Consider the following 22,245-nt stretch of genomic DNA (forward strand, 5'->3'; position numbering starts at 1 on the left):
AGAGCGAAGGGCGCCTTGTCCTCTCTGGGTCCTGACTGACGTCAGGAAAGAGGAAGAGAAGGACCTGGAGGACGAGACGCTGTCCCCCTCCCCTCCCGCATCCCCTATCCTTGCGAGGCTCTTTCTCATCCTGTGACAACCCGCCAGAATCGCCACCGCCCCAATATAAGCGCCGTGATAGTCGTAGTAGTAGGAGGTCAACGCCCGCCTTTCGGCCCCGGAGTCTCACGACATCCCGCCGGAAACCCCACCGAAGCGCAGGCTCGAAGCTGACCGCGCTGGATCGCCCGGCGCCAGTTCGCTATTTCCACCCCATGACAGTTTTCATCGATGCCGATGCCTGCCCGGTCAAGGACGAGGCCATCCGCGTGGCCGAGCGCCACCGCACCAGGATCCTGCTGGTCTGCGATGGCGGCCTGCGCCGCCCGCTCAGCGAGTGGGCCGAGCTGGTCATCGTGCCGGAGGGCCCGGATGCGGCCGACGATTACATCGCGGAGCATGCCGGACCGGGCGATATCTGCATTACCGGCGACATCCCCCTGGCTGACCGATGCGTGAAGGCCGGAGCCCGCGTGCTCGATCACCGCGGCACCGAATTCACCGAGAGCTCCATCGGGTCGAAACTCGCGATGCGCGATCTGATGACCGATCTGAGAAGCGCCGGCCAGATGGAAGGCGGGGGCGGCAAGCCCTTCGGTCCGCGCGACCGGTCCGATTTCCTGAACGGGCTCGAACGCGTCTTCCAGGCACTGAAACGCGGGCGCTAGAACGGCCAGGCTTTTTCAGCCCGGCCATCGCTTTCGCGCGCGGATCGATTACCTTCCCCGCCAGCTTTGACAGACAATCCGGGAGTTCGACCCATGAAGACACGCGCCGCCATCGCCCACAAAGCCGGGGCACCGCTTTCCATCGAAACGGTCGATCTGGAGGGGCCGCGCGCCGGTGAGGTTCTGGTCGAGATCATGGCCACCGGCGTCTGTCATACCGACGCCTTCACCCTCTCCGGCGACGATCCCGAGGGTCTGTTCCCCGCCATTCTCGGCCATGAAGGCGCGGGCATCGTACGCGAGGTTGGCGCCGGCGTGACCAACGTGAAGCCAGGCGATCACGTCATTCCGCTCTACACACCGGAATGCCGCGAGTGCGAGTATTGCCTCCACCCCAAGACCAATCTCTGCCAGAAGATCCGCGGCACCCAGGGCCAGGGCCTGATGCCGGACGGCTCGAGCCGCTTCTCCCTCGATGGCGAGCCGATCTTCCACTACATGGGCTGCTCGACCTTCTCCAACTACACCGTCATGCCCGAAATCGCGCTGGCGAAAATCCGCGAGGACGCGCCGTTCGACAAGGTCTGCTACATCGGCTGCGGCGTGACCACGGGCGTCGGCGCGGTCGTGTTCGACGCCAAGGTCGAGCCGGGTTCGAATGTCGTCGTCTTCGGCCTCGGCGGCATCGGCCTGAACGTGATCCAGGCGGCCCGCATGGTCGGCGCCAACAAAATCGTCGGCATCGACATCAACGAGAACAAGAAGGCGCTGGCCGAACAGTTCGGCATGACCGACTTCATCAACCCGACCAAGGTCGACAATGTCGTCGAGGCCATCGTGGACCTGACCAAGGGCGGCGCGGACTATTCGTTCGAATGCATCGGCAATGTGAAGACGATGCGCCAGGCGCTGGAATGCGCGCACAAGGGCTGGGGCGAGAGCGTCATCATCGGCGTCGCCGGAGCCGGCCAGGAGATTTCCACCCGGCCCTTCCAGCTCGTGACCGGCCGGGTCTGGCGCGGCAGTGCCTTTGGCGGCGCGCGCGGACGCACCGACGTGCCGAAGATCGTCGACTGGTACATGGACGGGAAGCTGAATATCGACGATCTCATCACCCACACGATGGGTCTGGACGAGATCAATTCGGCCTTCGATCTGATGCATGAAGGCAAGTCGATCCGTTCGGTGATCGAATACTAGGCGCGACAGGAGAGACCGGAGCCCCATGATCGAGAAGAAATCTGAAGCGCTCTGCTTTGGCGGCCGCCAGCAGGTCTGGACGCACAAATCGGAGGCCACGGCCACCGACATGACCTTCGGGCTCTACCTGCCGCCCCAGGCGGAGGAGGGTCCGGTTCCGGTTCTCGTCTTCCTGTCGGGGCTGACCTGCACGCATGAAAACGTGATCACCAAGGCCGGGGCGCAGCACTATTGCGCCGAGCACGGCATCGCTCTGCTCGCCCCGGACACGTCCCCGCGCGGCCTCGACCTGCCCGGCGAGCATGACGATTACGATTTCGGCTCCGGCGCAGGCTTCTATCTCAACGCCACGCAGGAACCCTGGGACGCCCACTATCACATGGCCCGCTATGTCAGGGGCGAGTTGCTCGACGCGGCCGAGATGGCGGCGCCCGGGCTCGACATGGACCGGGTCTCGATCACCGGCCACTCGATGGGCGGGCACGGCGCGCTGACGCTGGCGCTGCGTCATCCCGACCGGTTCAAATCCGTCTCTGCCTTCGCACCGATCTGTGCGCCCAGCGAGGTCCCGTGGGGCGAGAAGGCCTTCTCGCGCTATCTCGGCGAGGACCGCAAGACCTGGCGGCGCTACGATGCCTGCGCCCTGATCGAGGACGGGGCCCGTGTGCCCGAAATCCTCGTCGATCAGGGCCTGGCCGACAATTTCCTGGATGAACAACTGCGTCCCGAGCGTCTGGAAGAGGCGTGCCGGGATACCGGCATCACGCTGACCGTGCGCCGTCAGGCCGGCTACGATCACAGCTATTACTTCATCTCGACCTTTATCGGCGACCACATCCGCTGGGCTGCCGAGCGGCTGAAGGCGTAGCTCGGACTCAGTCTTCCTCGCCGCGCGGGGCTTCCAGCGCGGCCGGGTCATTGTCCTCGTCCGCGCCGGACGCTGCAATATACTCGTCCGGCAGGGACTTCTTGGTGGCCGCGCCGAGCCGCTTGAGCATCTCGGTCTGGCGAACGACATTGCCCGGGCCCTCGACCAGCTTGCTCTTGGCCCCGTGCCAGGCGTCCTGGGCCTGGTTCAGGCGGGTCCCGACCGTGTCGAGGTCTTTCACGAAGCCCTCGAACTTGTCGTAAAGCTTGCCCGCGCGCTCCGCGATCTGGGCGGCGTTCTGGTTCTGGCGCTCGATGACCCAGAGATTCTGCACCGTGCGCATCGCCATCATCAGCGTCGTCGGGGTCGCGATCATCACATCGCGGTCCCAGGCAAAAGCGGCCAGGTCAGGATCATTCTGCAGGGCCAGCGACGCCGCGCCTTCCAGGGGCACGAACATCAAGGTGAAGCTCACGCCGGGGTAGTGCTTTGGATAATCCTTCTCGCCCAGTGCCTTGATATGATTTCGCACCGAGGTCAGGTGCTGTTTCAGGGCCAGGGCCCGCTCCTCGTCCGTGTCGGCGTTCACGCAGCGCTCGAACGCCGTCAGCGACACCTTGGCATCGATCACCAGCTTCTGCTGGTTGGGCATGTCCACGATGACGTCCGGGCGCTGGCGCGCTCCGCTCTCGTCGCTGACTGAATCCTGGGTATGAAATTCCTGGCCTTCGCGCAGTCCGGCGCGTTCAAGGATGCTGGACAGCACGAACTCGCCCCAGTCGCCCTGCACCTTGGACTGTGAGCGCAGCGCGTTGGCCAGATTCTTCGCGTCCTCGCCCATCTGGCGCGCATCGTTGTGTAGAGTGCTGACGAGCTGATGCAAAGCCCCGGTCTGGGTCGAGCGCTTCTCGGCATCCTCGGCGACGCGCTTCTGGAAGCCGTCCAGCTGCTCGCGCAATGGGCGCAGCATCTGGGACAGGGTCTCGGTGCCCTGCTTGTTGAGCTGCTCGCCACTCGTTTTCAGGATGTCGTTGGCCAGGTTCTTGAACGTCACGGACAGGCTCTCGCGGGCCTTTTCCAGCTCGGCCAATTTCTCGCCATGATGGCGCTCGGCGGCCTGATGCTTTTCCCTAAGGCCCGACAAGTCACGGCTCAGCGCGTCCCTGTCCTGCTGCAGGGTTTCGAGCCGGTCGCGAAGCCGGTCGCGCTCTTCGCCGGCACTTTCCAGCCGGGCCAGGCGTTCGCGTGTTTCGGACAACTCGCCCTTGGCCTGCTCGGCCTGCCGGCGCCAGTCGTCACGGTCAGCCTTGGTCTCCTCCAGAAATGCCGGGTCGAGCCCGCCCTGGTCCGGCTTGCGGATCCACAGCAAGCCGAAAAGGCCGACAAGCAGCAATGTTCCGACGATGTAGATGATCAGTTCCGGCGCCACCGCGTCCATTCTCCTGCCCTGTTAGAGGTTCGCGTTCTGTTCGCGCGCCATCATGGCCGAGTCGAGCCGCGGACGCCAGCGCACAGGTCCCGCCCAGGGCAGTCCGGTCAGAACGGCCCCTTGCCGTCGTCGTTAGACGCGGGCGGCGCCGCGATCGGCGGCGGGGCCGGTTCGGACGGTTCGGTCTTCTTCAACGGGAAGCGGCTCTTGAGAGCGCCCGAGACCAGCGTGTGGTCAAACCGGAAATCTTCGGTATGCATGCGAAGCTCGGCCGGCGCCTTGTTGGTCTTGCTCGCTTCGATCGCCCGGTAGAGCGCAAACAGCCGCAAATAGCCCTTGTCGTCCTTGGAGAGGGACGTCTCGTCCAGCCTGGCGGCAAATTCGGTCAGGCGCTTGATCGCTGCCTTGCGCTTGTTGGTGGCGAGCTCCAGCAGGGCACTGACGGCCTCCACCTTCCAGCCGATATCGGCAAAGTCGAGCTTCTTCGGCGCAGCGGAGAGTTCGTCTCGCGCACGGTCAAGATCGCCCGCGCCCATCGCGGCAAGCGCGTGGTCGGCGGCCTGGTCGGCCATGCGAATCTCTTCGCGGCGCCGTTCTTCCGCCTTGCGGCCCCCAAACATGGGATACCTCTCCTCACCTGTCGAAGCGTGCAAGGTCTAGGCTAGACCGAACGGCACGTCACGTCACAGATTCTGGTAGCTAATAATCGCAGGGCCGAGAATGACGACAAACAGTACCGGGAGGAAGAAGACAATCATCGGCACCGTCAGCTTGGCTGGCAGGGCAGCAGCCTTCTTCTCCGCGTTCGCCACGCGCATGTCACGGTTTTCCTTGGCCATGACGCGCAGCGCCTGTCCCAGCGGGGTGCCGTAGCGTTCGGCCTGGATCAGGGCGGTTGCAACCGCTTTGACCCCGGCATGATTGGTGCGAATGCCCAGATTCTCGTAGGCCTTGCGGCGATCCTGCAGATAAGCCAGCTCGGCCGTGGTCAGGGTCAGCTCTTCGGCCAGCTCGATCGAAGACGAACTGACTTCATTGGCCACCTTCTGGAAGGCCGCCTCGATCGACATCCCCGATTCCACGCAGATCAGTAGCAGATCGAGCGCATCGGGAAAGGCCTGCATGATCGATTCGCGCCGCTTGGACGCGAGGTTGGTCAGATAGATAGCCGGCGCGTAATAGCCGAGCACCGCGAACGCCATCGCAATGGCAAAACGCGCCATGCTTTCCAGTTCGAAATCGTTGACGAAAAACAGGTAGAGCGCGCTGATGGCAAACAGGAGGAAGGGTGCGATGAAGCGCGCGAAATAAAAGGCCGAAACCGGGCCGGGCCCGCGCAGACCGGCCTGAAGCAGCTTGATCTTCAGATTGGGGTCTTCGAGGAGCTTTTCCAGATTCAGCTTTTCGACCGTCCGGCGGTAAAGGCTGCGCGTATCCTTTCCCCGAAGCGAAGAATTCTGCGCATCCTGAAGCGCTTCGCGGTTCTTGCGTCGCAACTCCTCGCGCCGGTTCGCGACCTGTTTGAGACGCTTGTTCGTCGTGTCGGGATTGAGGGCAGGGCCGGACAGGGTCAGCACGGTGGCAAACACCAGAACGGCGGTGACCACGGCAAACAGGTTGGAAGGCGCGGTGATGAACTCGGCAATCGAATCTAGCATGAGTGCGCCTCCCTAGTGTTTGAAGTTGATCATGGAACGCATCACGAAGATGCCGATTCCCATCCACGTCAGGCCGCCGATGAGCATCATCTGACCCTTCGAGGTGGTGAACATCAGGGCCATGTAGTCGGGTGCGGTGAAGGAGACGATCCCGCAGACCAGGGGCGGCAGCGCACCGATGATCATGGCCGACGTCTTGGCCTCGGACGAGAGCGCGCCGATCTTCTCCTTGAGCATCTTGCGCCCGCGCAGGACGCCGGAGAGATTCTGCAGCGCCTCGGCCAGATTGCCGCCCGACTTCGACTGAATGCTCAGCACGATGGCAAAGAATTGCAGCTCCGGCGCCGGCATCCGAGTGACCATGCGGCGCATGCCTTCGTCGACATCGACGCCGACCGCAATGCCCTCGCATAGTTTCTGGAACTCGGACTTGATCGGTTCGGGGGATTCTCGCGCGATGATCTTCAGGCATTCGTTCAGCGGCAAACCGGACTTCACGCCGCGCACGATGATGTCCAGTGCATCCGCGAAGTTGGCGGTGAATGCCTTGACCCGCATCCCCTTCCTGAAGCCGATGATCCAGCGGGGCACACCGAGGCCGGCAACGAGCGTTGCGCCCAGGGTCAGCAGAAGATTCTGTCCGGTCAGGAGCAGCGGCAGGAATGCCAAGACTGCCAGCACGCCTGACAGGATCCAGAAGAACTGCGGCGTCCAGCTCAGGCCAGCCTGCTCCAGCCGCGCGTTCAAGGTCAGCGTCTTCTTGCGCGCCCGCTTCTGGCGTTCCTCGATCTCTTTCAGGCTGTCTTGGACCTGCTTGCGCTTCTGCGCGCCGGCATCCAGCGGCCCCTGGCGCTTCGTGCGCCGTGCCGGCTCACCGACGGCCTGCGCGGTCCGCCGGGCCTGCGTCTTCGACGGCCCGCTGGAGGTGACCGCCAGGCCGACGCCAGCCACCGCTACGAAGGCGCAGGCCGCGGCTAGCACAAATGCGAGATCGCCACCCACCATGGTCTACGCCTCCGAGGCGTCGAGCGCCTCGGCCAGGTCGCGATCCAGCCCGTAATAGCGGGCGCGATCCCAGAATTTGGGGCGGGCAATGCCGGTAGACACGTGGCGGCCGAGAATATTCCCGTCCGCGTCCTCACCGGTCATTTCGTAGAGGAACAAGTCCTGGGTGACGATCACATCGCCTTCCATGCCGAGCACTTCGGTGATGTGGGTGATCTTGCGCGAGCCGTCGCGCATGCGCGCAGCCTGGATCACGACATCGATCGAGCCGGCGACCATTTCGCGAATCGTCTTTGACGGCAGGTTGTATCCACCCATCGTGATCATGGATTCCAGACGCGACAACGCCTCGCGCGGCGAGTTGGAGTGAAGCGTCCCCATCGACCCGTCATGGCCCGTATTCATGGCCTGCAGCAGGTCGAATGCTTCGGGGCCGCGCACCTCGCCCACGATGATGCGTTCGGGGCGCATGCGCAGGCAGTTCTTGACCAGGTCGCGCATGGTGACCTGTCCCTGTCCCTCCAGGTTGGGCGGGCGGGTTTCCAGCCGCACCACGTGCGGCTGCTGGAGCTGAAGTTCGGCAGCATCTTCGCAGGTGATGATCCGCTCATCCTCGCCGATGAAGCCGGTCATGCAGTTGAGAAGTGTGGTCTTGCCCGAACCCGTCCCCCCGGAGATCAGCACGTTGCAGCGCGATTCCGAGATGATCTCGAGCACGCGAGCGCCTTCGGTGGTGATGGACCCGAATCCCACCAGATCCTTCATCCGGAGCTTGTCTTTCTTGAACTTCCGGATCGTGAGCGTCGGACCGTCCAGCGAAAGCGGCGGCGCGATCACGTTCACGCGGCTTCCGTCGGCGAGGCGCGCATCGCAGATCGGCGAACTTTCGTCCACGCGGCGTCCGACCTGGCTCACGATGCGCTGACAGATATTCATCAGCTGGCCATTGTCACGAAAGCGGATATTGGTCTTCTTCACGCGCCCGCCGACTTCGATGAAGACGTCCCCGGCTCCGTTGACCATGATGTCGGCGATATCATCGCGCGCCAGCAGAGGTTCGAGCGGACCGTAACCGAGCACATCGTTGCAGATGTCCTGCAGCAGCTGTTCCTGCTCGGCGATCGACATCGCCACATTCTTGATCGAAATGATCTCTGTGACGATGTCGCGGATTTCGTCGGACGCCGTTTCGGTGTCGAGGCGCGAGAGCTGGGACAGGTCGATGGTGTCGATCAGCGCGTTGAAGATCGTCGTCTTGATCTCGTAATACTCGCGCGAGCGCTCCGCGCCAACGGTCTCCACGACAGCCTTGGGACGCGGCTTGGCTTTGGACGGCTCGGCAGCTGCCACCGGTTTCGAGACCGGTTCTGGCTGCGGCTTTGGCGTTGCGGGCTTGGGACGCGGAGCCGCCGGCTGAGGCCTGGCTTTCGTGGCAACCCCCGTATCGGCGGGCTCGGGCGGACGTGCGGGCGCCGCCTTCGGTCCTGACTGACCAAATCCGCCGGACTGCCCCCCTGACCTCTTGCCGAACATCGTATGCCTTACCTTCGCTTCTTAGCTCTTGCGCTTGAACAGGCCGGAGAACAGCCCGCGCGATTTAGACACGGTGGCGCTGGAACGCCCCGTGACCTGCCCGGCCAGGTGAGCGAAGCCCTCCGCGGCGCGCGACTTGTCATCGACTTCAGAAATCATCTGACCGTTATTGGCCGCCTTGCCGAACAGTTCCGGGTCGAAGGGCAGCACAAGCGCCGGCGCTGCACCGAGCGCGTCGGCGAAATCTTTCAACGGAATATCGGGACGCTTCGGGCAGCCGGCCATATTCACGACCACCTTGGGCGGTTCGTCATTCGGGCGCTGCTGGCGGACCAGATCGAACAGGTTCTTCGCATTACGCAGGCACGCCAGATCCGGGGTGACGGTCACCACCACCTGATCGGCCGAGAGCACGGTCTGGCGCACCCAGGGCGACCAGGTGTGCGGCAGGTCGAGCACGATGAACGGCGCCTGTCGGCGAACCTTCTCGATCACAGCATCGTAGGACTCGACCGGGAATTCCCAATCGCGCTCCAGCGTGGCGGGTGCGGAAAAAAGGCTTAACCGGTCTGTACAGCGCACCAGAAGGCGATCAAGCAACGCATCGTCCAGGCGATCGGGCTCGGCCAGCGCCTCGGAGATGGTCTGTGCCGGGTCCTGGTTGAAGTCGAGTCCCGCCGTTCCATAGGACAGGTCCAGGTCCACGAGCACCGCGTCGGTACGCTGGTTCTCGCTCATGCACCAGGAGACGTTGTGGGCCACGGTCGAGGACCCGACCCCGCCCTTGGCTCCGATAAACGCAATCGTCTTGCCTGCGAACGGCGCCTCGGGGTCCGTGAATAGGCCGGAAATCGTCTTGATCAGGTGAAGCGGAGACATGGGCGGTACGAGATATTCGCTTACCCCGCGGCGCATCAGCTCGCGGTAAAGCCCGATATCGTTGGTCGCGCCCACAACGATGACGCGCGTTTCGGGATCGCACACCCCGGCCAGTTCCTCGAGCTGTTCGAAGAGGGCCTTGCCCTGCATGCCGGTTTCGACGATCAGCAAGTTGGGCGTGGACTCGTCGTAGAAACGTTCGATCGCTGACGGCAGGCCGCCCAGCTCCACAGTCACATGAGCCTTGGCCAGGCGCCGGTCGTCGCTGGCATTGTGGATCAGTGCACCGGTTTCGGGACGGTCGCAGAAGGCGTGGATCGTAATGCGCGGCACCGGCGCGACCAGCTCATCCTCGTCCTCGGCGGAAATCTCGCCATAGATGCCGCGCCCGGCTGTTCCAGCGCTCAGCGGCGGCAGGTCGGCCGCGGACTGGCGGCGCGGCTCCGGCCGCGTCTGCACGGCAGCCGCGTCACCAAAATCGTCATCCTCGTCCGCCTCGAACCGGTCGGAGGAATTGGCCTCGGCCAGGCGCGCGCCAAACGGGCTCGGCCCTTCCTCGGCCGGATCGGACCGGCCCCGATTCATCGCGGCCGGTTCATCGTCGCCCAGCAGGCGGCGCTCGATTTCATCGGTGCCGGAGAAAGCATCATCGAAGTCGCTTTCGACCGGGCCAGTGTCGAGAAACTCGTCTTCCGGGTCGAACGCGTTGTCGTCCTTGAAGGCATCAGCCATGGTTCGATTTCCTTACTCGACGACTTCAGTCACAGCGCCGCTCTCTTCGTCCGAGCGGCGTGTCGCGGTACCCTCGCCCCGGCGCCACGCGTCTATGACGGTCTGTCGGCGCGCAGCATCGGGTGCCGCCAGCCCCCGCGCGGTCACCAGATCGCGCGGATCGGCGACCATCGCCGCCAGATTGTTGGCAGTCGCGCACCCGAACTGGTCCCACGTCTCCCCGGCACGCGGATGAGCCAGGTCCTCCCAACCCTGCGAGCAGGCCGGAGCCACGGCGACGTAGCGCTGAAAGGAGAAGATGACCGGGGCATCGGGGCGGCCGGCTGCGTCATAGGCGCTGCCGCTGATGTCGCGCCAGTCGAGGCCAGCATCGTAAAGGCGCGTGCGCACTTGCGCGATCGCCGCGATCGCTGCGTCCGAGTTCGGGCCGTGCGCCGGATACGTGATCACAAAGGGACCGTGGCCGACCGCCTTGTATTCGGCGGCCAGTGCATTGACGAGATCCTGCTGGTCCCAGGTCAGGCCGTTATCGCTCGGACTGACCGGCATCGGAACGCGCACCTGCTCTACGACCGCGGTCGCTTCGGGCCGGGCCATCGGTGCACTCGCGCAGCCTGCTGCTGCGGTCAGGATGGTGAGCGAAAGAAGGGCAGAACGCATCATTTCACTTACTCCAGCATGAAGCCGACCGGCCCGAGCCACCCGCGGCCTTCCACGTCGGCGCCCGGTGCCGCGTACACGCGGTTCAGGCGGCCGAGGAAGACATGCGACAGGGTCGAGGCGGGTGTGTAGCCCTCACCGGGCGTACGCAGATTGTCCGGATCGGTAGGTTCGACCAGATAGGGAGTGACGACGATGACCAGTTCGGTCTCGTTGTTGGCGAAATCGCGCGAGCGGAAAAGCTGGCCCAGAACAGGCAGACGCTCGATCCCCGGGACTGAATCCATCGCCTGACGCGTGTCTTCCTGGATGAGACCGGCGATGACCAGGCTGCCACCCGAGGGCATTTCCACCGTGGTCTCTGCCCGGTTGACCGTCAGGGCGGGGATCGTCAGCCCCTGGACGGTGCCGACCACATTTCCGTTCTCGTCCACGACATCGGAAGCGCCGAGCGAAATCGCGCCGTCATTGGACAGCTCGGAGACTTCGGTCGAAAGACGCAGGCTGATCCGGCCCTCGGACAACACGACCGGGGTGAAGCCCAGGCCAACGCCGAACGGTTTGAACTCGATCGTGATATTGCCGTCGCGGTCGCGGCCTACCGGCACCGGGAATTCGCCGCCGGCCAGGAAGCTGCCGCTCTCGCCGCTGATGGCGGTGATGGTCGGCTCGGCGAGCGTACGGACGAGGCCCACGCGCTCCAGCGCGTTCAGCGTGGCTTCCAGCGAGCTTTGCAGCACGCCGTCGACCAGGTTCTGGGTCCCGACAGAGGCGGCCAGGCCGCCGAGCGCGCGTCCGGCAATGCCGAACGCATTGGCCGTGCCGTACCCGTAATTGGACTGGTAGCGTCCGTCCTGAATGACCTCGAAGATCGGGCTGCCATTCTGGTTGAGCAACGGCTGCCCGTTATCGCCCGTCATCTGGGTGCGGACCGGAGGCGTGAAGTCGCCGAAATTGTGCTGGCCGCTCAGATTTACGCCGAGCTGACGCACGATCGAGCGTTCCATTTCGACAATGCGCACTTTCAGCATGACCTGATCGCGCCCCTCGATGCCGATGAGGCTGATCACCTGCTCGGGATCCTCCGCCCAGCGTTGGGCCACCTGGAGCGCCGTGCTGGCCGCGGATGCCGACGGCACGGTACCGGACAGCACGATATTGGCGTTCATGGATTCCACTTCGATCCGGCCCTCGGGGACGAAACGCTGCAGGGCATCGGAAAGCGCCGTCAGGTCGCGTTCGACGCGTACGTCGAGGTCCAGGATGAGCTGCCCGTCCGGCGCAAAGAAGAAGATATTCGTACGTCCGACCGCCTGACCGAGGATCACGGCGCGCGTCGTCGTGCGTACAACCGCATCTGCCACACCCTGGTTCGCGACCATCACGTCACCGGCCTCGACCGGCAAATGCACCACGGCGGCCTGGCCGAGCGGCAGGTTCAGGCTTTCCGAAACCGGGCCGCCGCGGGGCTCGCGGATCGTGATCTGCATCGAATTGTTACGCTCGAGATCGCTCTGGGCAGAAGCGGGCGCGACCGTGCCGCAAAGCACCGTCAGCGCAGAAAGCAGAAGGGCGGGCCAGGATCTCATCGATTGCCTCCCAGCATGACCTGCTGTTCCTGCCCGTAGCGGAAGACGCGCACCATCGTGTCGCGCCGCGGGGCGGGCTCGGACGTGGTGTCGGTTGTGTCGAGCTCGCTTCCCTCGCCGGCATCGGCAATCGAGCGCAATGCCAGAGAAACGTCGCCCTCGGCCACGCCCAGGGCCAGCGCCTCGGCCTGGCGCGGTGCCAGTTCCAGCGTGGCCGTCGAGCCGAGCACGACCCCGTCTTCGGAATCCGAATAGCTCTGGTCGATCGCCAGGACGCGCACATTCTCGATCGCGGTCCGCGACGCCATGCGGCCATTGGCATCGGTCGTGATGATCACATCCACGCGGTCATTGGGCAGAATGAACCCGCCCGCTCCGCTACTGGCGGAGATGGGCACCGCAACGGCGCGCATGCCCGGGGAAAGCACGACCGCCATGAACCCCGCATCGCCGGGCTGAACCAGCTTGCGCTCGGTCACCGGCTCGCCCTGGGCCATGGGCGCGCGTGCGACCGCACCGGAGAATTCCTCGATAGCCGCAGGGCGGGCGCTCTGGGTGATGTAGCCCGGCGACATCGCTTCTTCCGGCCAAGGCTGCCAGTATAGCGTGCTGGCATCGACCCTTTGCCCGATTTCCAGGCCGGAGCGGGATGCCAGGACATGCGCGGTCGGCGCCTGGGCCGGGGCTTCCACGCGGGCCGGAGCCGGCGTGCTGGCGGGCTGCATGGCCCCTCGCACGAAAATTGCTGCAGCAACGGCAGCAAGGCCGGCCAGTGCCAGAATGAGAATGCGGGCGATGTTCATAGCCGTTCGCGATCCTTTGGCGCGCAGTAACTCTGCCTGCGATCAGACCGCGAAAACCTCAAAGCCGCGTTAATCTTGGAGCCTGGGGCTGTGTTGTCGTGTCCTGGAACGATTTTACAGGCCGAATGCGGCGATGAGCGTGGTTTGCGGCAAGGCGATCAGCGCTCCGGCGGCGAGCGCGACCGCGTAGGGAGCCGGCGCGCCCTCGGCCAGCGGACTTCTGGCGACCCATTCCGGCTGTAGCGGCAATGCCGGCGCAATCCGGCGCAAGGCCAGAAGCAGAACAGCCAGTGCGCCGCCCGCGATCACGCTCCAGAGGACAAAGATCAGCACGCCCGGCCAGGCAAACCATAGCGCCACCGCCGCGATCAGCTTCGCATCGCCGCCGCCGATAAAGCCCGGCATCCAGAGCCCGACGGCCAGGGCCAGTACGATCACAAAGGTCAGGAGCGCGTATCCCGCCTCACTCCACCCCATCCCCATTGCCCACGCCGCTACGGGCCAGATCACGATCAGGGCGCCGGGAATCCAGTTCGGAATCCGGAAGCCGGCAAGATCGGTCCAGGCTGCCGTGAGCATCAGCACCAGGAAGAGGGACACGCAAAGAGTGGCGATCATGGCAGAGAAGTATCCGGCGCTGTGAGACGAAATCCGTCGCGCCAGTAAGAGGCGATAGGCTCAATATCGGGTAAATGGCGCGAGGCACACTCCGCGCACGAGCAACCGGCAAACAGAAAAAGCCGCCCGGAACCGGGCGGCTTTCACCTGCGCGGGCACGAGAAGTGCCCTTACGCTGCTGTCAGACTAGAGAGCGCTGTCCAGCTCGTCGGCAGCACCTTGGAACACGCCTTCGAGCGAGCCGCTCAGCGTGCCGAGGATTGCAACGAGGCCAACACCGATGAGCGCGGCGATCAGGCCGTACTCGATGGCAGTGGCACCCGACTCATCATTCATGAAACGCGAAAACAGGGTCTTCATCACTATACTCCGTTGGTTTGCCACGCCCAGGAGACAAGTCCGTCCCGACCCGTCCTGAACATAGGCATAGTAAAACCGAAGACCATTTAGGCCGCGTAAAAAGACATGCTTTATTATCGGTAAACGCGGTCAGCTCATCACTATAGTTAATACTTGGTCAATATGGTGGCAGCATCCAGCGTTCAAAAATCGGGTCGTACACGCGCGTTTAGACTTCCTTTATCGCGGCGCGGTTAAATCCGCGCGTACCTTAGAGTCCATCAAGGAGCGTTCCCATGGTCCGCCGCGCACTGACCGCCGCCCTGCTTTCTGCCGTCGCCCTTGGCGCCGCAGCCGAGGCCCGCCCGGTTCAGGTCCCCGCCGATCATGCCACCTTGATCCGCTTGCCCGACACGGCCAGCGCGGTCGTGGTGGGCAACCCCTCCATTGCGGATGCGACCCTTTACGACGGCCAGACCCTGTTTGTGACGGGCAAGCTGTTCGGACGCACCAATCTGATCGCGCTCGATACTGACGGGCGCGTTGTCTACACCAACGATCTCGTGGTCTCGCGCTCCGATCGCGGCTCGGTTGAGGTTTTCCGCAACGTGAACCGGGAAAGCTATTCCTGCGCGCCGACTTGCGAAGCTGCGCCCCGAGTTGGCGACCAGACCGACTGGTTTACCGATCGCGCCTCCCAGCAGGCCGACCGGATCGGCGCGGCCCAGGCCGGCTTGCCGGCAAGCCAGGGCAGCCCGCGTCCTCAGAACAACTAGACCCGCCTCTTAACCGTGTCCTTTCACCCGGCGTTAAACGCAACCGGGCAATAATCCATGCCTGTGGAGCCGGCCTGCCCGCCGGCGAATGAAGGAAAGACCATGGCACGCCTGAAGACGCGAACAGGCTTCATCAAGCGTTTCGCGCGCGAGCGCAGCGGCGCGACAGCCGTGGAATTTGCCCTGGTCGCCCTGCCCTTCTTCACCCTCATCATGGCCATCATCGAGATAGCCCTTGTCTTCTTCGTCGGCACGATGATGGACAATGCGCTCAACGAGAGCGCGCGGGAAATCCGCACCGGACGCCTGCAGACACAGGGCGGCAGCGAAGAATCCTTCCGTGACGAGTTGTGCCGGCGCGTCGCGATGATCTCGGACTGCACGCTCATCTCGGTGGATGTGCGCACTTACGAAAACTTCTCCCAGACCGACTTTTCCAGCCCGATCGGAGCGGGCGGCAGTTTCGATTCCAGCGGCTTCAACTTCACGCCGGGCGGTCCGAGCGACATCGTCGTCGTGCGCGCCTACTACCCGATGAAGCTGTTCCTGCCCTCGATCGGGCTCGCCAACCTTCCCGGGAACAAGCGATTGATCGCCTCGGCGACCGCGTTCAGAAACGAGCCCTATCAATGAGTGCCCGGCCCGGCTTCCTCGCCCGCTTCCTGCGCGACACACGCGCGGTTTCGGCGATCGAGTTCGCGCTGATCGCGCCGATCCTCATCGCCTCCTACCTCGGCGCGGTCCAGCTGTCGCTCGGCCTGACGGTGGACCGCAAGGTGTCGGCGGCCACGAATGTGATCGGCGATCTGGTCACCCAGACCGAGATGATCGATAGCGCCCAGATCGACGACATCGTCGCGGCGGGGGCCGCCATCATGCAGCCCTTCGACGAGTCCGATATGGCCGTGCGGATCACGTCGGTGCGCATGAATAATGACGGCGACATCTTTGTCGACTGGTCCGAAGGACGCAACGGCCTGTCGGGGTATGGCCAGGATAGCGTTCTCGACCTGCCCGAGGGGCTGCTCGCCCCGAGCAATTCGATCATATTCGTCGAGATGATCTACACCTACTCCACCCCGTTCAATACGCTGGAGCTGGGTGAGTTCACGCTGACCGACAAGGCTTATCTGCGCCCGCGCCGCTCGCTCTGGATCCGGCGCAGGGACTAGTCGAGCTCTGCTTCGATCTCGCGCAGACGCGTCACGGCCCAATGGTCTACCGGATAGCTGTGTGACCCGATTGCCCTGACGGCAACCACGCCTTGAACCGCATTGCACACGAGCACTGCTTCGGCTCGCTCCAGAGCCAGCTGTGCGGACGGAACCAGCGTCAGACCGGCTTGGGACAGGCGTTCGAGAAGAGCCGCCCGCGTCGTGCCGGAAAGCGCTCCGGCTTCGGGGCCCGGCGCTACCAGGTCATTTCCCGCGATCCACATCACATTGGCACAGTCGGCGCAGGAGGGGTGTCCCTCCCCGTCGTGAAGCAGCGCCATGTCGGCTCCTGCTGAGCGGGCCAGGCGTCGCGCATGGAGCTCGTCGCCATAGCCGATCGGCTTGAACCGGGTCGCTTGCGAGGCCGGGTCGCGCCGCGGCGCCGACACCGGCTCGAGTCTGATGCTCACGGGCGGATCGGGGCGCGCCAACGCTGTCATCAGAACCGTGCCCGCCTCTCCATGGACCGCATCCATGCCGCGCCCGTGCGGCCCGCGCGTGATCGTCAGCCGCAGGATGGCCGCGGTCAGCGCGTTCGCGTCCGCCAGCGCGCGGCTTGCGTCCTCGATCGCGAGCCAGTCCGGCTGCGCGATCTGCAGGATATCCAGCGCAGCGGAGAGCCGGCTGCGGTGAGCCGGCCAGCGCCGGATGCGTCCCGCCTCGAAGCGCATGGTCTCGAAGGCGCCGTCACCCAGCAGAAAGCCGCGGTCGCCCGGATCAATCCGGGCCTGATGCGCCTCGACCAGATGGCCGTTCAGCCAGACCCGGCTCATGTCGCCTCCACAGCCCGTTTGAGCGCCGCGATCTTGGCGTGGGTTTCGGCCAGCTCGTCCTGCGGGTCGCTGTCGATCGTGATCGCCCCGCCCGAGCGGGCCTCCAGCGCCCAGCCGCCTTGATCGCGCACGAAGCTGAGTGTGCGGATCATCACGTTGAGGTCGGCGCGCCGGCCATCCGACATCCATCCGAGCGCGCCGCAATAAGGCCCGCGCGCCTCGCCTTCCAGCTCGGCGATGATTTCCATCGCACGCGCCTTTGGCGCGCCCGTGATGGAGCCCGGCGGAAAACTTGCCGCAACGAGGTCGAAGCCGTCACGGTCGGGCTCAAGCTCTCCTTCAACCGTGGAAACCAGATGGTGGACATTGGAATAGCGTTCCACCGAGAACAGCTCCGGCACGTTGACCGAACCCGGTTTGCAGACGCGCGAGAGATCGTTGCGCATCAGATCGACGATCATCAGATTCTCGGCCCGGTCCTTATCCGAAGCCAGCAGCTCCGAAGCCAGGCGCGCGTCCTCTTCTATTGTGCGGCCGCGCGGACGCGTCCCCTTGATCGGGCGCGTCTGGACACGCCCTCCTTCGTCCAGGCGCACGAAGCGTTCCGGCGAATTCGTCACGATGGCCCGGTCCGCGTCCAGGCGGAAATAGGCCGAGAACGCGGCCGGACTTTGCCTGACCAGGCGCTCGAACACGCGAAGCGGCGCGTCCGCTCCGGCGATCTGGCCCCGGAAGGGGTGGGAGAGATTGATCTGGAAGACGTCGCCGGCGCGCACATACTCCACCGCGCGTTGCGCCGCGTGAAGATAGTCCGTTTCGCTCCAGACCGGCACGAGCGACCCGCCCGGACCCGGTTCGACCTCCCGGCCGCGGGCAGTATTGATCGCATGGGCCAGACGCAGGCGCGCGGCCGGCTCGCCCAGAATGGAAATCTGTCTGTCTGCGTGATCGAATACGGCGACTGCCGGATACCAGCCGAGCGCAAGATCGGGCCAGCCGGGGTTCTGCGGCAGGTCCAGCCGCTCGAACGCGGCGGCGAGTTCGTAGAAGAAGAGTCCGGCAAAGCCGCCGGAAAATCGTGACGAGTCCGTTTGGAGACGGTGGCTGGCGGCCCGTGCCTGTTCGAAGACGCCGGCTCCCTTGCCTTCCACGGTGAAGCTGGGGAAGGCGCACAGATAGCTCAGCCGGCCCTGCTCGCCCTCGCCCCCGCCATGCATCAGCAGGGTGTAGGGCTCGTCAGCCAGCCCCGCGAGCACGCTCACGGGCTCCACCCAGGCCGTGTCGCCATCACTATCCAGGGCGAACTGGCCCACCGGTGACTTCTCCTGCGTCAGGTAAGAAGGGCGCGCTTCACGCGCTCCAGCTCGTCATCCTCGAGGCCGAGCTCGCCGCGCAGATACTCGCGCGGATCGCCGATCTCTTCCATCGCCGCATCCAGATACGCGGCCTCGACCCCCAGGAAGGCGCGCATTTCGCGCTCGCCAACCTCTCGGCCCGTCTGCTCTTTCAGGCGGCGGCGTATGGCCGGGGTGATGCGGTCGAAATCCACCGCCTCGTTGGTGAAGAGATAATCCTTGCGTACCGTCTCCTCGTCCACGCCCAGCTCGGTCAGGAGCAGCGCGCAGAACATGCCGGTCCGGTCCTTCCCGGCTGCGCAATGGACGATGAAGCCGTCCTCCGGTCCGCTCTCGGCCAGTCCACGAAAGCCTTGCTGGAACACGAATTTATTGCCCTCGTCAAAGGGCAGGCGCCGGTAGGTCTGCGTCATGAACTCGCGGATCGAGTCGAACGACATGTCGCTTTCGCGCAGGAAGACCAGGTGCGGCGGCTCGGCCGCTCCGGCATGGTCGCTTTCATAGACCGAGACCGCCTGCTCCCCGGTCCAGAAGGACGGCTCGGCCTCGCGCTCGCGCGGACGCCTCAAGTCCGCCACCTGACGGATATTCAGCCCCGCCAGCGTCTCGCGGTCGCGCTCGCTGGCACGCGAGAACTGACCCGACCGGTAGAGCCGGTTGGCCACCTTGCGCCCGGACCCGGTTTCAAAGTCACCGAAACGGCGGAAATTATGGACGCCCTCAAGCGGAAAAACGCGATCTTTCATACGATCATACCTAATGCCGGAGAGGGCGCGATCCAACGCGCTCTTGCGCGAACCGTGTCCAAGCGCCGCCCTGTGTCTGAGCTGCGCCTCACCGGAACGGAGGTTCGTCGAAGCTGCGAAGCTTGCGCGAATGCAGCGCGGCGCTGCCTTCGCGCTTGAGGATTTCCACCGTCTCGATGCCGGCGCGCAGGTGTTCGGAAACCGAACGCTGGTAGAACAGGTTCGCCGCGCCTGGCAGTTTCAGCTCCCCGTGCAGCGGCTTGTCCGACACGCACAGCAGCGTCCCGTACGGGACGCGAAGGCGGAAACCGTTGGCGGCAATCGTGGCGCTCTCCATGTCCACGGCGATGGAGCGCGACTGGTTGATGCGCTTGGCCACCTGGTGGTAGCGCAGCTCCCAGTTGCGGTCGTCATAGGTCACGACCGTCCCCGTCCGAAGGCGGCGCTTGAGCGCCTTGCCCTCGTCTCCGCTGACGCGCGCGACCGCATCGGCCAGGGCAATCTGGATCTCGGCGATCGGCGGAATGGGAATCTCGCGCGGCAGCACATCGTCCAGCACGTGATCGTAGCGCAGATAAGCGTGTGCCAGCACGTAATCGCCCAGCCGCTGGGAATGGCGCAGCCCGCCGCAATGGCCGATCATCAGCCAGCATTCAGAGCGCAGGACTGCCAGGTGATCGGTCGCCGTCTTCGCGTTCGACGGCCCGACCCCGATATTGACCAGCGTGATGCCCCGCCCGTTCGGCGCGATCAGGTGATAGGACGGCATCTGAAAGCGCCGCCACGGCGCCTCGTCGATCACCTTGTGAGGATCTTTCGTATCCGCGTCGATGCGCACGAAACCGGCAGCCGAGAGCGCCGTGTACTCGCTGTCCGGCGACTGGACCTGCTCGATCGCCCACTCCACGAAGGCATCCATGTAGCGGTGATAGTTCGTGAACAGCACGAATTGCTGCACATCCTCGTAGGGCGTGCCGGTATAGTGGCGCAGGCGCTGCAGCGAATAGTCCGTCCGGCGCGCATCGAACAGCGAAAGCGGACGCACACCGGGATCGGCGTGCACGCGCTCCCCGTTCGGCAGCGCATCGTCGATGCGCGACAAGTCGGCGTAGGGAAAGTGGCGCACCAGCTCGGCCGGGCGGGCTTCGGTCAGCGACAATTCCTCCGCCCCGTCCAGCACATAGGCGAAGGGAATTTCCTGAAGCGAGAGACCGGTCTCGACCTTCACCTCGTATTCCGACTGCAGCAGCTCGATCTGCTCGATCAGATAGGCGCGAAACAAGGCCGGATGAGTGATCGACTGGGCGTAGATGCCGCTTTCGGAGAATTTGCCGTAAGCCCGGCTGATCGGTGGCACCGGCCCTTCGGGCAGGTAGGTGATACGCAGCTCGGGATAGGCAAACGCGCCGGCGCGCCGGTCCGCCTCGGAAGGCGGCGGACCACCATCCAGGTAGATCTTCAGCTCCTCCCGAAGCGCCGCGACAGCCTCATCGTAAAGCTCGCAGAGCCGGTCCACCGCGGCGTCTGCGCTCGCGGCAATCTGGAAGCTGTGTTCGATCTCTTCTGCGGCGACGAGGCTGGGTTGCATGCGCGATCTAGTCTTCGCGCTTGACGAAGGTCACGGCGAAAAGCGGCGCGCCGTCGAACGCAGTGTCGATCTTCCCGTCCTCGTCGATCATGTTGAACACGGTCGACTCGATGCGTCCGTCGGTGCGGTAGCCCTTCTCGGCCATGCGTCCGCGGTGGAATTCCAGCGCGGCGGCCGAGAAGGTCTTCGCCAGGAAAGTGATGCGGTGGGGTTGGTCGGCCATGTCGGCACTCCTTGTCGCGAACTAACGGGTTACCCCTTCGATACAGGGTTCGCCCCCACCTTCCAAGCGCTTCTCTGGACTTGGCTCAGGGGGCGGGGCAACGCCCGCCGGTGAGACGTTCGACCGTTGCCGGATCGGCCTCGGTCTCGGCCGGCTCGATGCCCAGCCCGCACGCGATGACCGCATGAACGTTCACATTCTCGAACGCCGGCACGGTGACCCCGTTCTCGAACATGGGTCCGGCAGCCACGAAGGTCGCGGCCATGTCGGGGTGGTGGTTGTCGTAGCCGTGAACCCCGGGATAGGGCGGATAGCCGCGCGACCACAGGCTCGGCGCCGTGAGCGACCAGCCTGTGTCGGCGAGCACGAACAGGTCGGGACCGCGCGTCTCGTGATTGAAGTGATAATCCTCGGGCGTCTCGCCCCGGCGCCACACGCGCATGTGCTCGTGCGCGCCATCTAGAGCCGCATACGCCGCGTCGATCGCATCCGGCTCGCCGTACACCATGGCAAAGGGCCGGTGTCCGGCTCCGCCGCGCCCTTCCATCTCCGGCACGAAGACCGTGTCGAAATCGATGATCGTATCGAGCGCGATGGCGTTATCCGGGTCGATCTCGGTCATGCCATGGTCGGACACCACAATGATGTTCGTGCGCTCCAGCAGGCCGCGCGCCTCAAGGCCGGCGACCAGCGCGCCCACCCGGGCATCGACATCGGCGACCGCCTCTGCGACCAGCGGATGCTCCGGTCCTTCCCGGTGGGCGACTGTGTCGACCCGGTCGAAATACACCGCCGCAAAGCGCGGTTGCTCGCTGGCCGGCCGGTCGAACCAGGACAGGACGGTCTCGACCCGCTCGTCATAGGGCTTCTCGTGCTCGTAGACAGACCAGTCACTCGCGTGCTGGCCGTCGATTTGAGTTTCCGACCCGACCCAGAACATGACGCCCGAGCGGACACCCTGGCGCTCTGCGGTAATCCAGATCGGCTCGCCGCCCCACCAGCGCTCCTCCTGCGTCGAGACTCCGTTCTCGAACACCGTGTCGAACTCCCGGTCATAGGGCGCGTTCGTGACCAGGCCGTGGCTCTCCGGATAGAGGCCGGTCGCCAGCGAATAGAAATTGACAAAAGTCACGGACGGCATCACCGGGATCATCGCCTCGGCGCGTACACCGCGGGCGGCCAGCGCCTGAAGGTTGGGTGCGTCGTACAGGTCGATGAAATCGGCGCGCAGCCCGTCCAGCCCGATCATCAGGACGATTTCGCCCTCGTCGGCCTGAGCCATGCGAGGGGCCTCACCGCCCTGGCTTGCGCACGCCGACAGCGCCAGAGCCCCCAGGCCGAACGCGCCGAGGCCCAGCGTGTGAAACCGTGCAGTCATCATAATCTCCCTCATACCCTGGTGTGGTTTGGCCACCGCATAGGCGGCCCTTATGACGCCCGCGTGACACTGCTTGCGCTTTTCGCAGCGCAACAAACAGGCTATCGCTCTC

The 22,245-nt window shown here is 64.6% G+C and carries 23 protein-coding genes; 6 read left to right on the forward strand and 17 right to left on the reverse strand.

All coding sequences use genetic code 11. From position 1 onward, the window contains the following. The first annotated feature begins 314 nt into the window (after nucleotides 1–314). The 3 genes from E5162_RS07175 (at nucleotide 315) to fghA (ending at nucleotide 2,835) form a co-directional block, all read left to right on the forward strand. Nucleotides 315–767 carry a YaiI/YqxD family protein gene (locus E5162_RS07175; RefSeq protein WP_135944388.1) on the forward strand — a complete coding sequence of 151 codons (453 nt, stop codon included), beginning with the start codon at nucleotides 315–317 and terminating at the stop codon, nucleotides 765–767. 93 nt (nucleotides 768–860) lie between these two features. Further along, nucleotides 861–1,967: an S-(hydroxymethyl)glutathione dehydrogenase/class III alcohol dehydrogenase gene (locus E5162_RS07180; RefSeq protein WP_135944390.1), complete on the forward strand. Its 1,107-nt coding sequence runs from the start codon at nucleotides 861–863 to the stop codon at nucleotides 1,965–1,967. A 25-nt stretch (nucleotides 1,968–1,992) separates the two neighbouring features. After that, on the forward strand, nucleotides 1,993–2,835 hold the full coding sequence (fghA, locus tag E5162_RS07185) for an S-formylglutathione hydrolase (protein ID WP_135944392.1): 843 nt from the start codon (nucleotides 1,993–1,995) through the stop codon (nucleotides 2,833–2,835). Nucleotides 2,836–2,842: 7 nt separating this feature from the next. Here fghA and E5162_RS07190 read toward each other — a convergent pair whose 3' ends face one another. The 11 genes from E5162_RS07190 to E5162_RS07240 all read right to left on the reverse strand — a co-directional run bounded on the left by E5162_RS07190 (nucleotide 2,843) and on the right by E5162_RS07240 (nucleotide 14,101). Next, nucleotides 2,843–4,273, reverse strand: coding sequence for a DNA recombination protein RmuC (locus E5162_RS07190; protein WP_135944394.1), 1,431 nt, complete (start codon nucleotides 4,271–4,273; stop codon nucleotides 2,843–2,845). A 98-nt stretch (nucleotides 4,274–4,371) separates the two neighbouring features. Beyond that, complete coding sequence (locus E5162_RS07195) at nucleotides 4,372–4,884, reverse strand: hypothetical protein (protein WP_135944395.1); 513 nt, start codon at nucleotides 4,882–4,884, stop codon at nucleotides 4,372–4,374. A 63-nt stretch (nucleotides 4,885–4,947) separates the two neighbouring features. Beyond that, a complete protein-coding gene (locus E5162_RS07200) occupies nucleotides 4,948–5,922 on the reverse strand; it encodes a type II secretion system F family protein (protein WP_135944398.1) in 975 nt (324 codons plus the stop codon). A gap of 12 nt (nucleotides 5,923–5,934) precedes the next feature. Next, nucleotides 5,935–6,927, reverse strand: coding sequence for a type II secretion system F family protein (locus E5162_RS07205; RefSeq protein WP_233342059.1), 993 nt, complete (start codon nucleotides 6,925–6,927; stop codon nucleotides 5,935–5,937). Between the two features lie 3 nt (nucleotides 6,928–6,930). After that, a complete protein-coding gene (locus E5162_RS07210) occupies nucleotides 6,931–8,460 on the reverse strand; it encodes a TadA family conjugal transfer-associated ATPase (protein WP_135944400.1) in 1,530 nt (509 codons plus the stop codon). A gap of 21 nt (nucleotides 8,461–8,481) precedes the next feature. Beyond that, nucleotides 8,482–10,071 (reverse strand): CpaE/TadZ family protein, encoded by a 1,590-nt coding sequence (locus tag E5162_RS07215; RefSeq protein WP_135944401.1) that lies wholly within the window; start codon nucleotides 10,069–10,071, stop codon nucleotides 8,482–8,484. Between the two features lie 12 nt (nucleotides 10,072–10,083). Continuing rightward, the gene (locus tag E5162_RS07220; protein ID WP_233342061.1) at nucleotides 10,084–10,734 is read right to left on the reverse strand and encodes a CpaD family pilus assembly protein; all 651 of its coding nucleotides are present in this window, start codon (nucleotides 10,732–10,734) and stop codon (nucleotides 10,084–10,086) included. 5 nt (nucleotides 10,735–10,739) lie between these two features. Beyond that, complete coding sequence (locus tag E5162_RS07225; RefSeq protein ID WP_135944402.1) at nucleotides 10,740–12,320, reverse strand: type II and III secretion system protein family protein; 1,581 nt, start codon at nucleotides 12,318–12,320, stop codon at nucleotides 10,740–10,742. Beyond that, nucleotides 12,317–13,123 carry a Flp pilus assembly protein CpaB gene (cpaB, locus tag E5162_RS07230; RefSeq protein WP_135944405.1) on the reverse strand — a complete coding sequence of 269 codons (807 nt, stop codon included), beginning with the start codon at nucleotides 13,121–13,123 and terminating at the stop codon, nucleotides 12,317–12,319. The genes E5162_RS07225 and cpaB overlap by 4 nt, the downstream gene beginning before the upstream one ends. A 114-nt stretch (nucleotides 13,124–13,237) precedes the next feature. Further along, on the reverse strand, nucleotides 13,238–13,741 hold the full coding sequence (locus E5162_RS07235) for an A24 family peptidase (RefSeq protein ID WP_135944407.1): 504 nt from the start codon (nucleotides 13,739–13,741) through the stop codon (nucleotides 13,238–13,240). Nucleotides 13,742–13,927: 186 nt separating this feature from the next. Next, nucleotides 13,928–14,101: a Flp family type IVb pilin gene (locus tag E5162_RS07240; RefSeq protein ID WP_135944409.1), complete on the reverse strand. Its 174-nt coding sequence runs from the start codon at nucleotides 14,099–14,101 to the stop codon at nucleotides 13,928–13,930. 275 nt (nucleotides 14,102–14,376) lie between these two features. On the opposite strand from E5162_RS07240, the gene E5162_RS07245 reads away from it, so the two are divergent. The 3 genes from E5162_RS07245 (at nucleotide 14,377) to E5162_RS07255 (ending at nucleotide 16,028) form a co-directional block, all read left to right on the forward strand. After that, nucleotides 14,377–14,856, forward strand: coding sequence for a pilus assembly protein N-terminal domain-containing protein (locus E5162_RS07245; protein WP_135944411.1), 480 nt, complete (start codon nucleotides 14,377–14,379; stop codon nucleotides 14,854–14,856). A gap of 102 nt (nucleotides 14,857–14,958) precedes the next feature. Beyond that, nucleotides 14,959–15,489, forward strand: coding sequence for a TadE/TadG family type IV pilus assembly protein (locus E5162_RS07250; protein ID WP_135944413.1), 531 nt, complete (start codon nucleotides 14,959–14,961; stop codon nucleotides 15,487–15,489). Continuing rightward, a complete protein-coding gene (locus tag E5162_RS07255; RefSeq protein WP_135944414.1) occupies nucleotides 15,486–16,028 on the forward strand; it encodes a TadE/TadG family type IV pilus assembly protein in 543 nt (180 codons plus the stop codon). The genes E5162_RS07250 and E5162_RS07255 overlap by 4 nt, the downstream gene beginning before the upstream one ends. Here E5162_RS07255 and E5162_RS07260 read toward each other — a convergent pair. From E5162_RS07260 to E5162_RS07285, 6 genes are all read right to left on the reverse strand, one after another. After that, complete coding sequence (locus tag E5162_RS07260) at nucleotides 16,025–16,843, reverse strand: aminotransferase class IV (protein ID WP_135944416.1); 819 nt, start codon at nucleotides 16,841–16,843, stop codon at nucleotides 16,025–16,027. The genes E5162_RS07255 and E5162_RS07260 overlap by 4 nt on opposite strands. Beyond that, entirely contained in the window at nucleotides 16,840–18,156 is a 1,317-nt protein-coding gene (locus E5162_RS07265) for an anthranilate synthase component I family protein (RefSeq protein ID WP_135944418.1), read from the reverse strand. The genes E5162_RS07260 and E5162_RS07265 overlap by 4 nt, the downstream gene beginning before the upstream one ends. A gap of 17 nt (nucleotides 18,157–18,173) precedes the next feature. Continuing rightward, nucleotides 18,174–18,944 carry a tyrosine-protein phosphatase gene (locus E5162_RS07270; RefSeq protein ID WP_135944420.1) on the reverse strand — a complete coding sequence of 257 codons (771 nt, stop codon included), beginning with the start codon at nucleotides 18,942–18,944 and terminating at the stop codon, nucleotides 18,174–18,176. Between the two features lie 88 nt (nucleotides 18,945–19,032). Next, the gene (locus E5162_RS07275; protein ID WP_135944422.1) at nucleotides 19,033–20,532 is read right to left on the reverse strand and encodes an AMP nucleosidase; all 1,500 of its coding nucleotides are present in this window, start codon (nucleotides 20,530–20,532) and stop codon (nucleotides 19,033–19,035) included. Nucleotides 20,533–20,539: 7 nt separating this feature from the next. Continuing rightward, nucleotides 20,540–20,755, reverse strand: a complete 216-nt coding sequence (locus E5162_RS07280; protein WP_135944424.1) for an AMP nucleosidase — start codon at nucleotides 20,753–20,755, stop codon at nucleotides 20,540–20,542. 85 nt (nucleotides 20,756–20,840) lie between these two features. Then, nucleotides 20,841–22,136, reverse strand: a complete 1,296-nt coding sequence (locus tag E5162_RS07285; RefSeq protein ID WP_241973577.1) for an alkaline phosphatase family protein — start codon at nucleotides 22,134–22,136, stop codon at nucleotides 20,841–20,843. Nucleotides 22,137–22,245: the final 109 nt, after the last annotated feature.

The organism is Marinicauda pacifica, from assembly GCF_004793635.1.
Taxonomy (GTDB): Bacteria; Pseudomonadota; Alphaproteobacteria; order Caulobacterales; family Maricaulaceae; genus Marinicauda; species Marinicauda pacifica.

Bases quoted from the DNA above. Each gene is read 5' to 3' on its own strand.
- E5162_RS07175 (WP_135944388.1), top strand. From the start codon at position 315: ATGACAGTTTTCATCGATGCCGATGCCTGCCCGGTCAAGGACGAGGCC.
- E5162_RS07180 (WP_135944390.1), top strand. From the start codon at position 861: ATGAAGACACGCGCCGCCATCGCCCACAAAGCCGGGGCACCGCTTTCC.
- fghA (WP_135944392.1), top strand. From the start codon at position 1,993: ATGATCGAGAAGAAATCTGAAGCGCTCTGCTTTGGCGGCCGCCAGCAG.
- E5162_RS07190 (WP_135944394.1), bottom strand. From the start codon at position 4,273: ATGGACGCGGTGGCGCCGGAACTGATCATCTACATCGTCGGAACATTG.
- E5162_RS07195 (WP_135944395.1), bottom strand. From the start codon at position 4,884: ATGTTTGGGGGCCGCAAGGCGGAAGAACGGCGCCGCGAAGAGATTCGC.
- E5162_RS07200 (WP_135944398.1), bottom strand. From the start codon at position 5,922: ATGCTAGATTCGATTGCCGAGTTCATCACCGCGCCTTCCAACCTGTTT.
- E5162_RS07205 (WP_233342059.1), bottom strand. From the start codon at position 6,927: ATGGTGGGTGGCGATCTCGCATTTGTGCTAGCCGCGGCCTGCGCCTTC.
- E5162_RS07210 (WP_135944400.1), bottom strand. From the start codon at position 8,460: ATGTTCGGCAAGAGGTCAGGGGGGCAGTCCGGCGGATTTGGTCAGTCA.
- E5162_RS07215 (WP_135944401.1), bottom strand. From the start codon at position 10,071: ATGGCTGATGCCTTCAAGGACGACAACGCGTTCGACCCGGAAGACGAG.
- E5162_RS07220 (WP_233342061.1), bottom strand. From the start codon at position 10,734: ATGATGCGTTCTGCCCTTCTTTCGCTCACCATCCTGACCGCAGCAGCA.
- E5162_RS07225 (WP_135944402.1), bottom strand. From the start codon at position 12,320: ATGAGATCCTGGCCCGCCCTTCTGCTTTCTGCGCTGACGGTGCTTTGC.
- cpaB (WP_135944405.1), bottom strand. From the start codon at position 13,123: ATGAACATCGCCCGCATTCTCATTCTGGCACTGGCCGGCCTTGCTGCC.
- E5162_RS07235 (WP_135944407.1), bottom strand. From the start codon at position 13,741: ATGATCGCCACTCTTTGCGTGTCCCTCTTCCTGGTGCTGATGCTCACG.
- E5162_RS07240 (WP_135944409.1), bottom strand. From the start codon at position 14,101: ATGAAGACCCTGTTTTCGCGTTTCATGAATGATGAGTCGGGTGCCACT.
- E5162_RS07245 (WP_135944411.1), top strand. From the start codon at position 14,377: ATGGTCCGCCGCGCACTGACCGCCGCCCTGCTTTCTGCCGTCGCCCTT.
- E5162_RS07250 (WP_135944413.1), top strand. From the start codon at position 14,959: ATGGCACGCCTGAAGACGCGAACAGGCTTCATCAAGCGTTTCGCGCGC.
- E5162_RS07255 (WP_135944414.1), top strand. From the start codon at position 15,486: ATGAGTGCCCGGCCCGGCTTCCTCGCCCGCTTCCTGCGCGACACACGC.
- E5162_RS07260 (WP_135944416.1), bottom strand. From the start codon at position 16,843: ATGAGCCGGGTCTGGCTGAACGGCCATCTGGTCGAGGCGCATCAGGCC.
- E5162_RS07270 (WP_135944420.1), bottom strand. From the start codon at position 18,944: ATGAAAGATCGCGTTTTTCCGCTTGAGGGCGTCCATAATTTCCGCCGT.
- E5162_RS07275 (WP_135944422.1), bottom strand. From the start codon at position 20,532: ATGCAACCCAGCCTCGTCGCCGCAGAAGAGATCGAACACAGCTTCCAG.
- E5162_RS07280 (WP_135944424.1), bottom strand. From the start codon at position 20,755: ATGGCCGACCAACCCCACCGCATCACTTTCCTGGCGAAGACCTTCTCG.
- E5162_RS07285 (WP_241973577.1), bottom strand. From the start codon at position 22,136: ATGATGACTGCACGGTTTCACACGCTGGGCCTCGGCGCGTTCGGCCTG.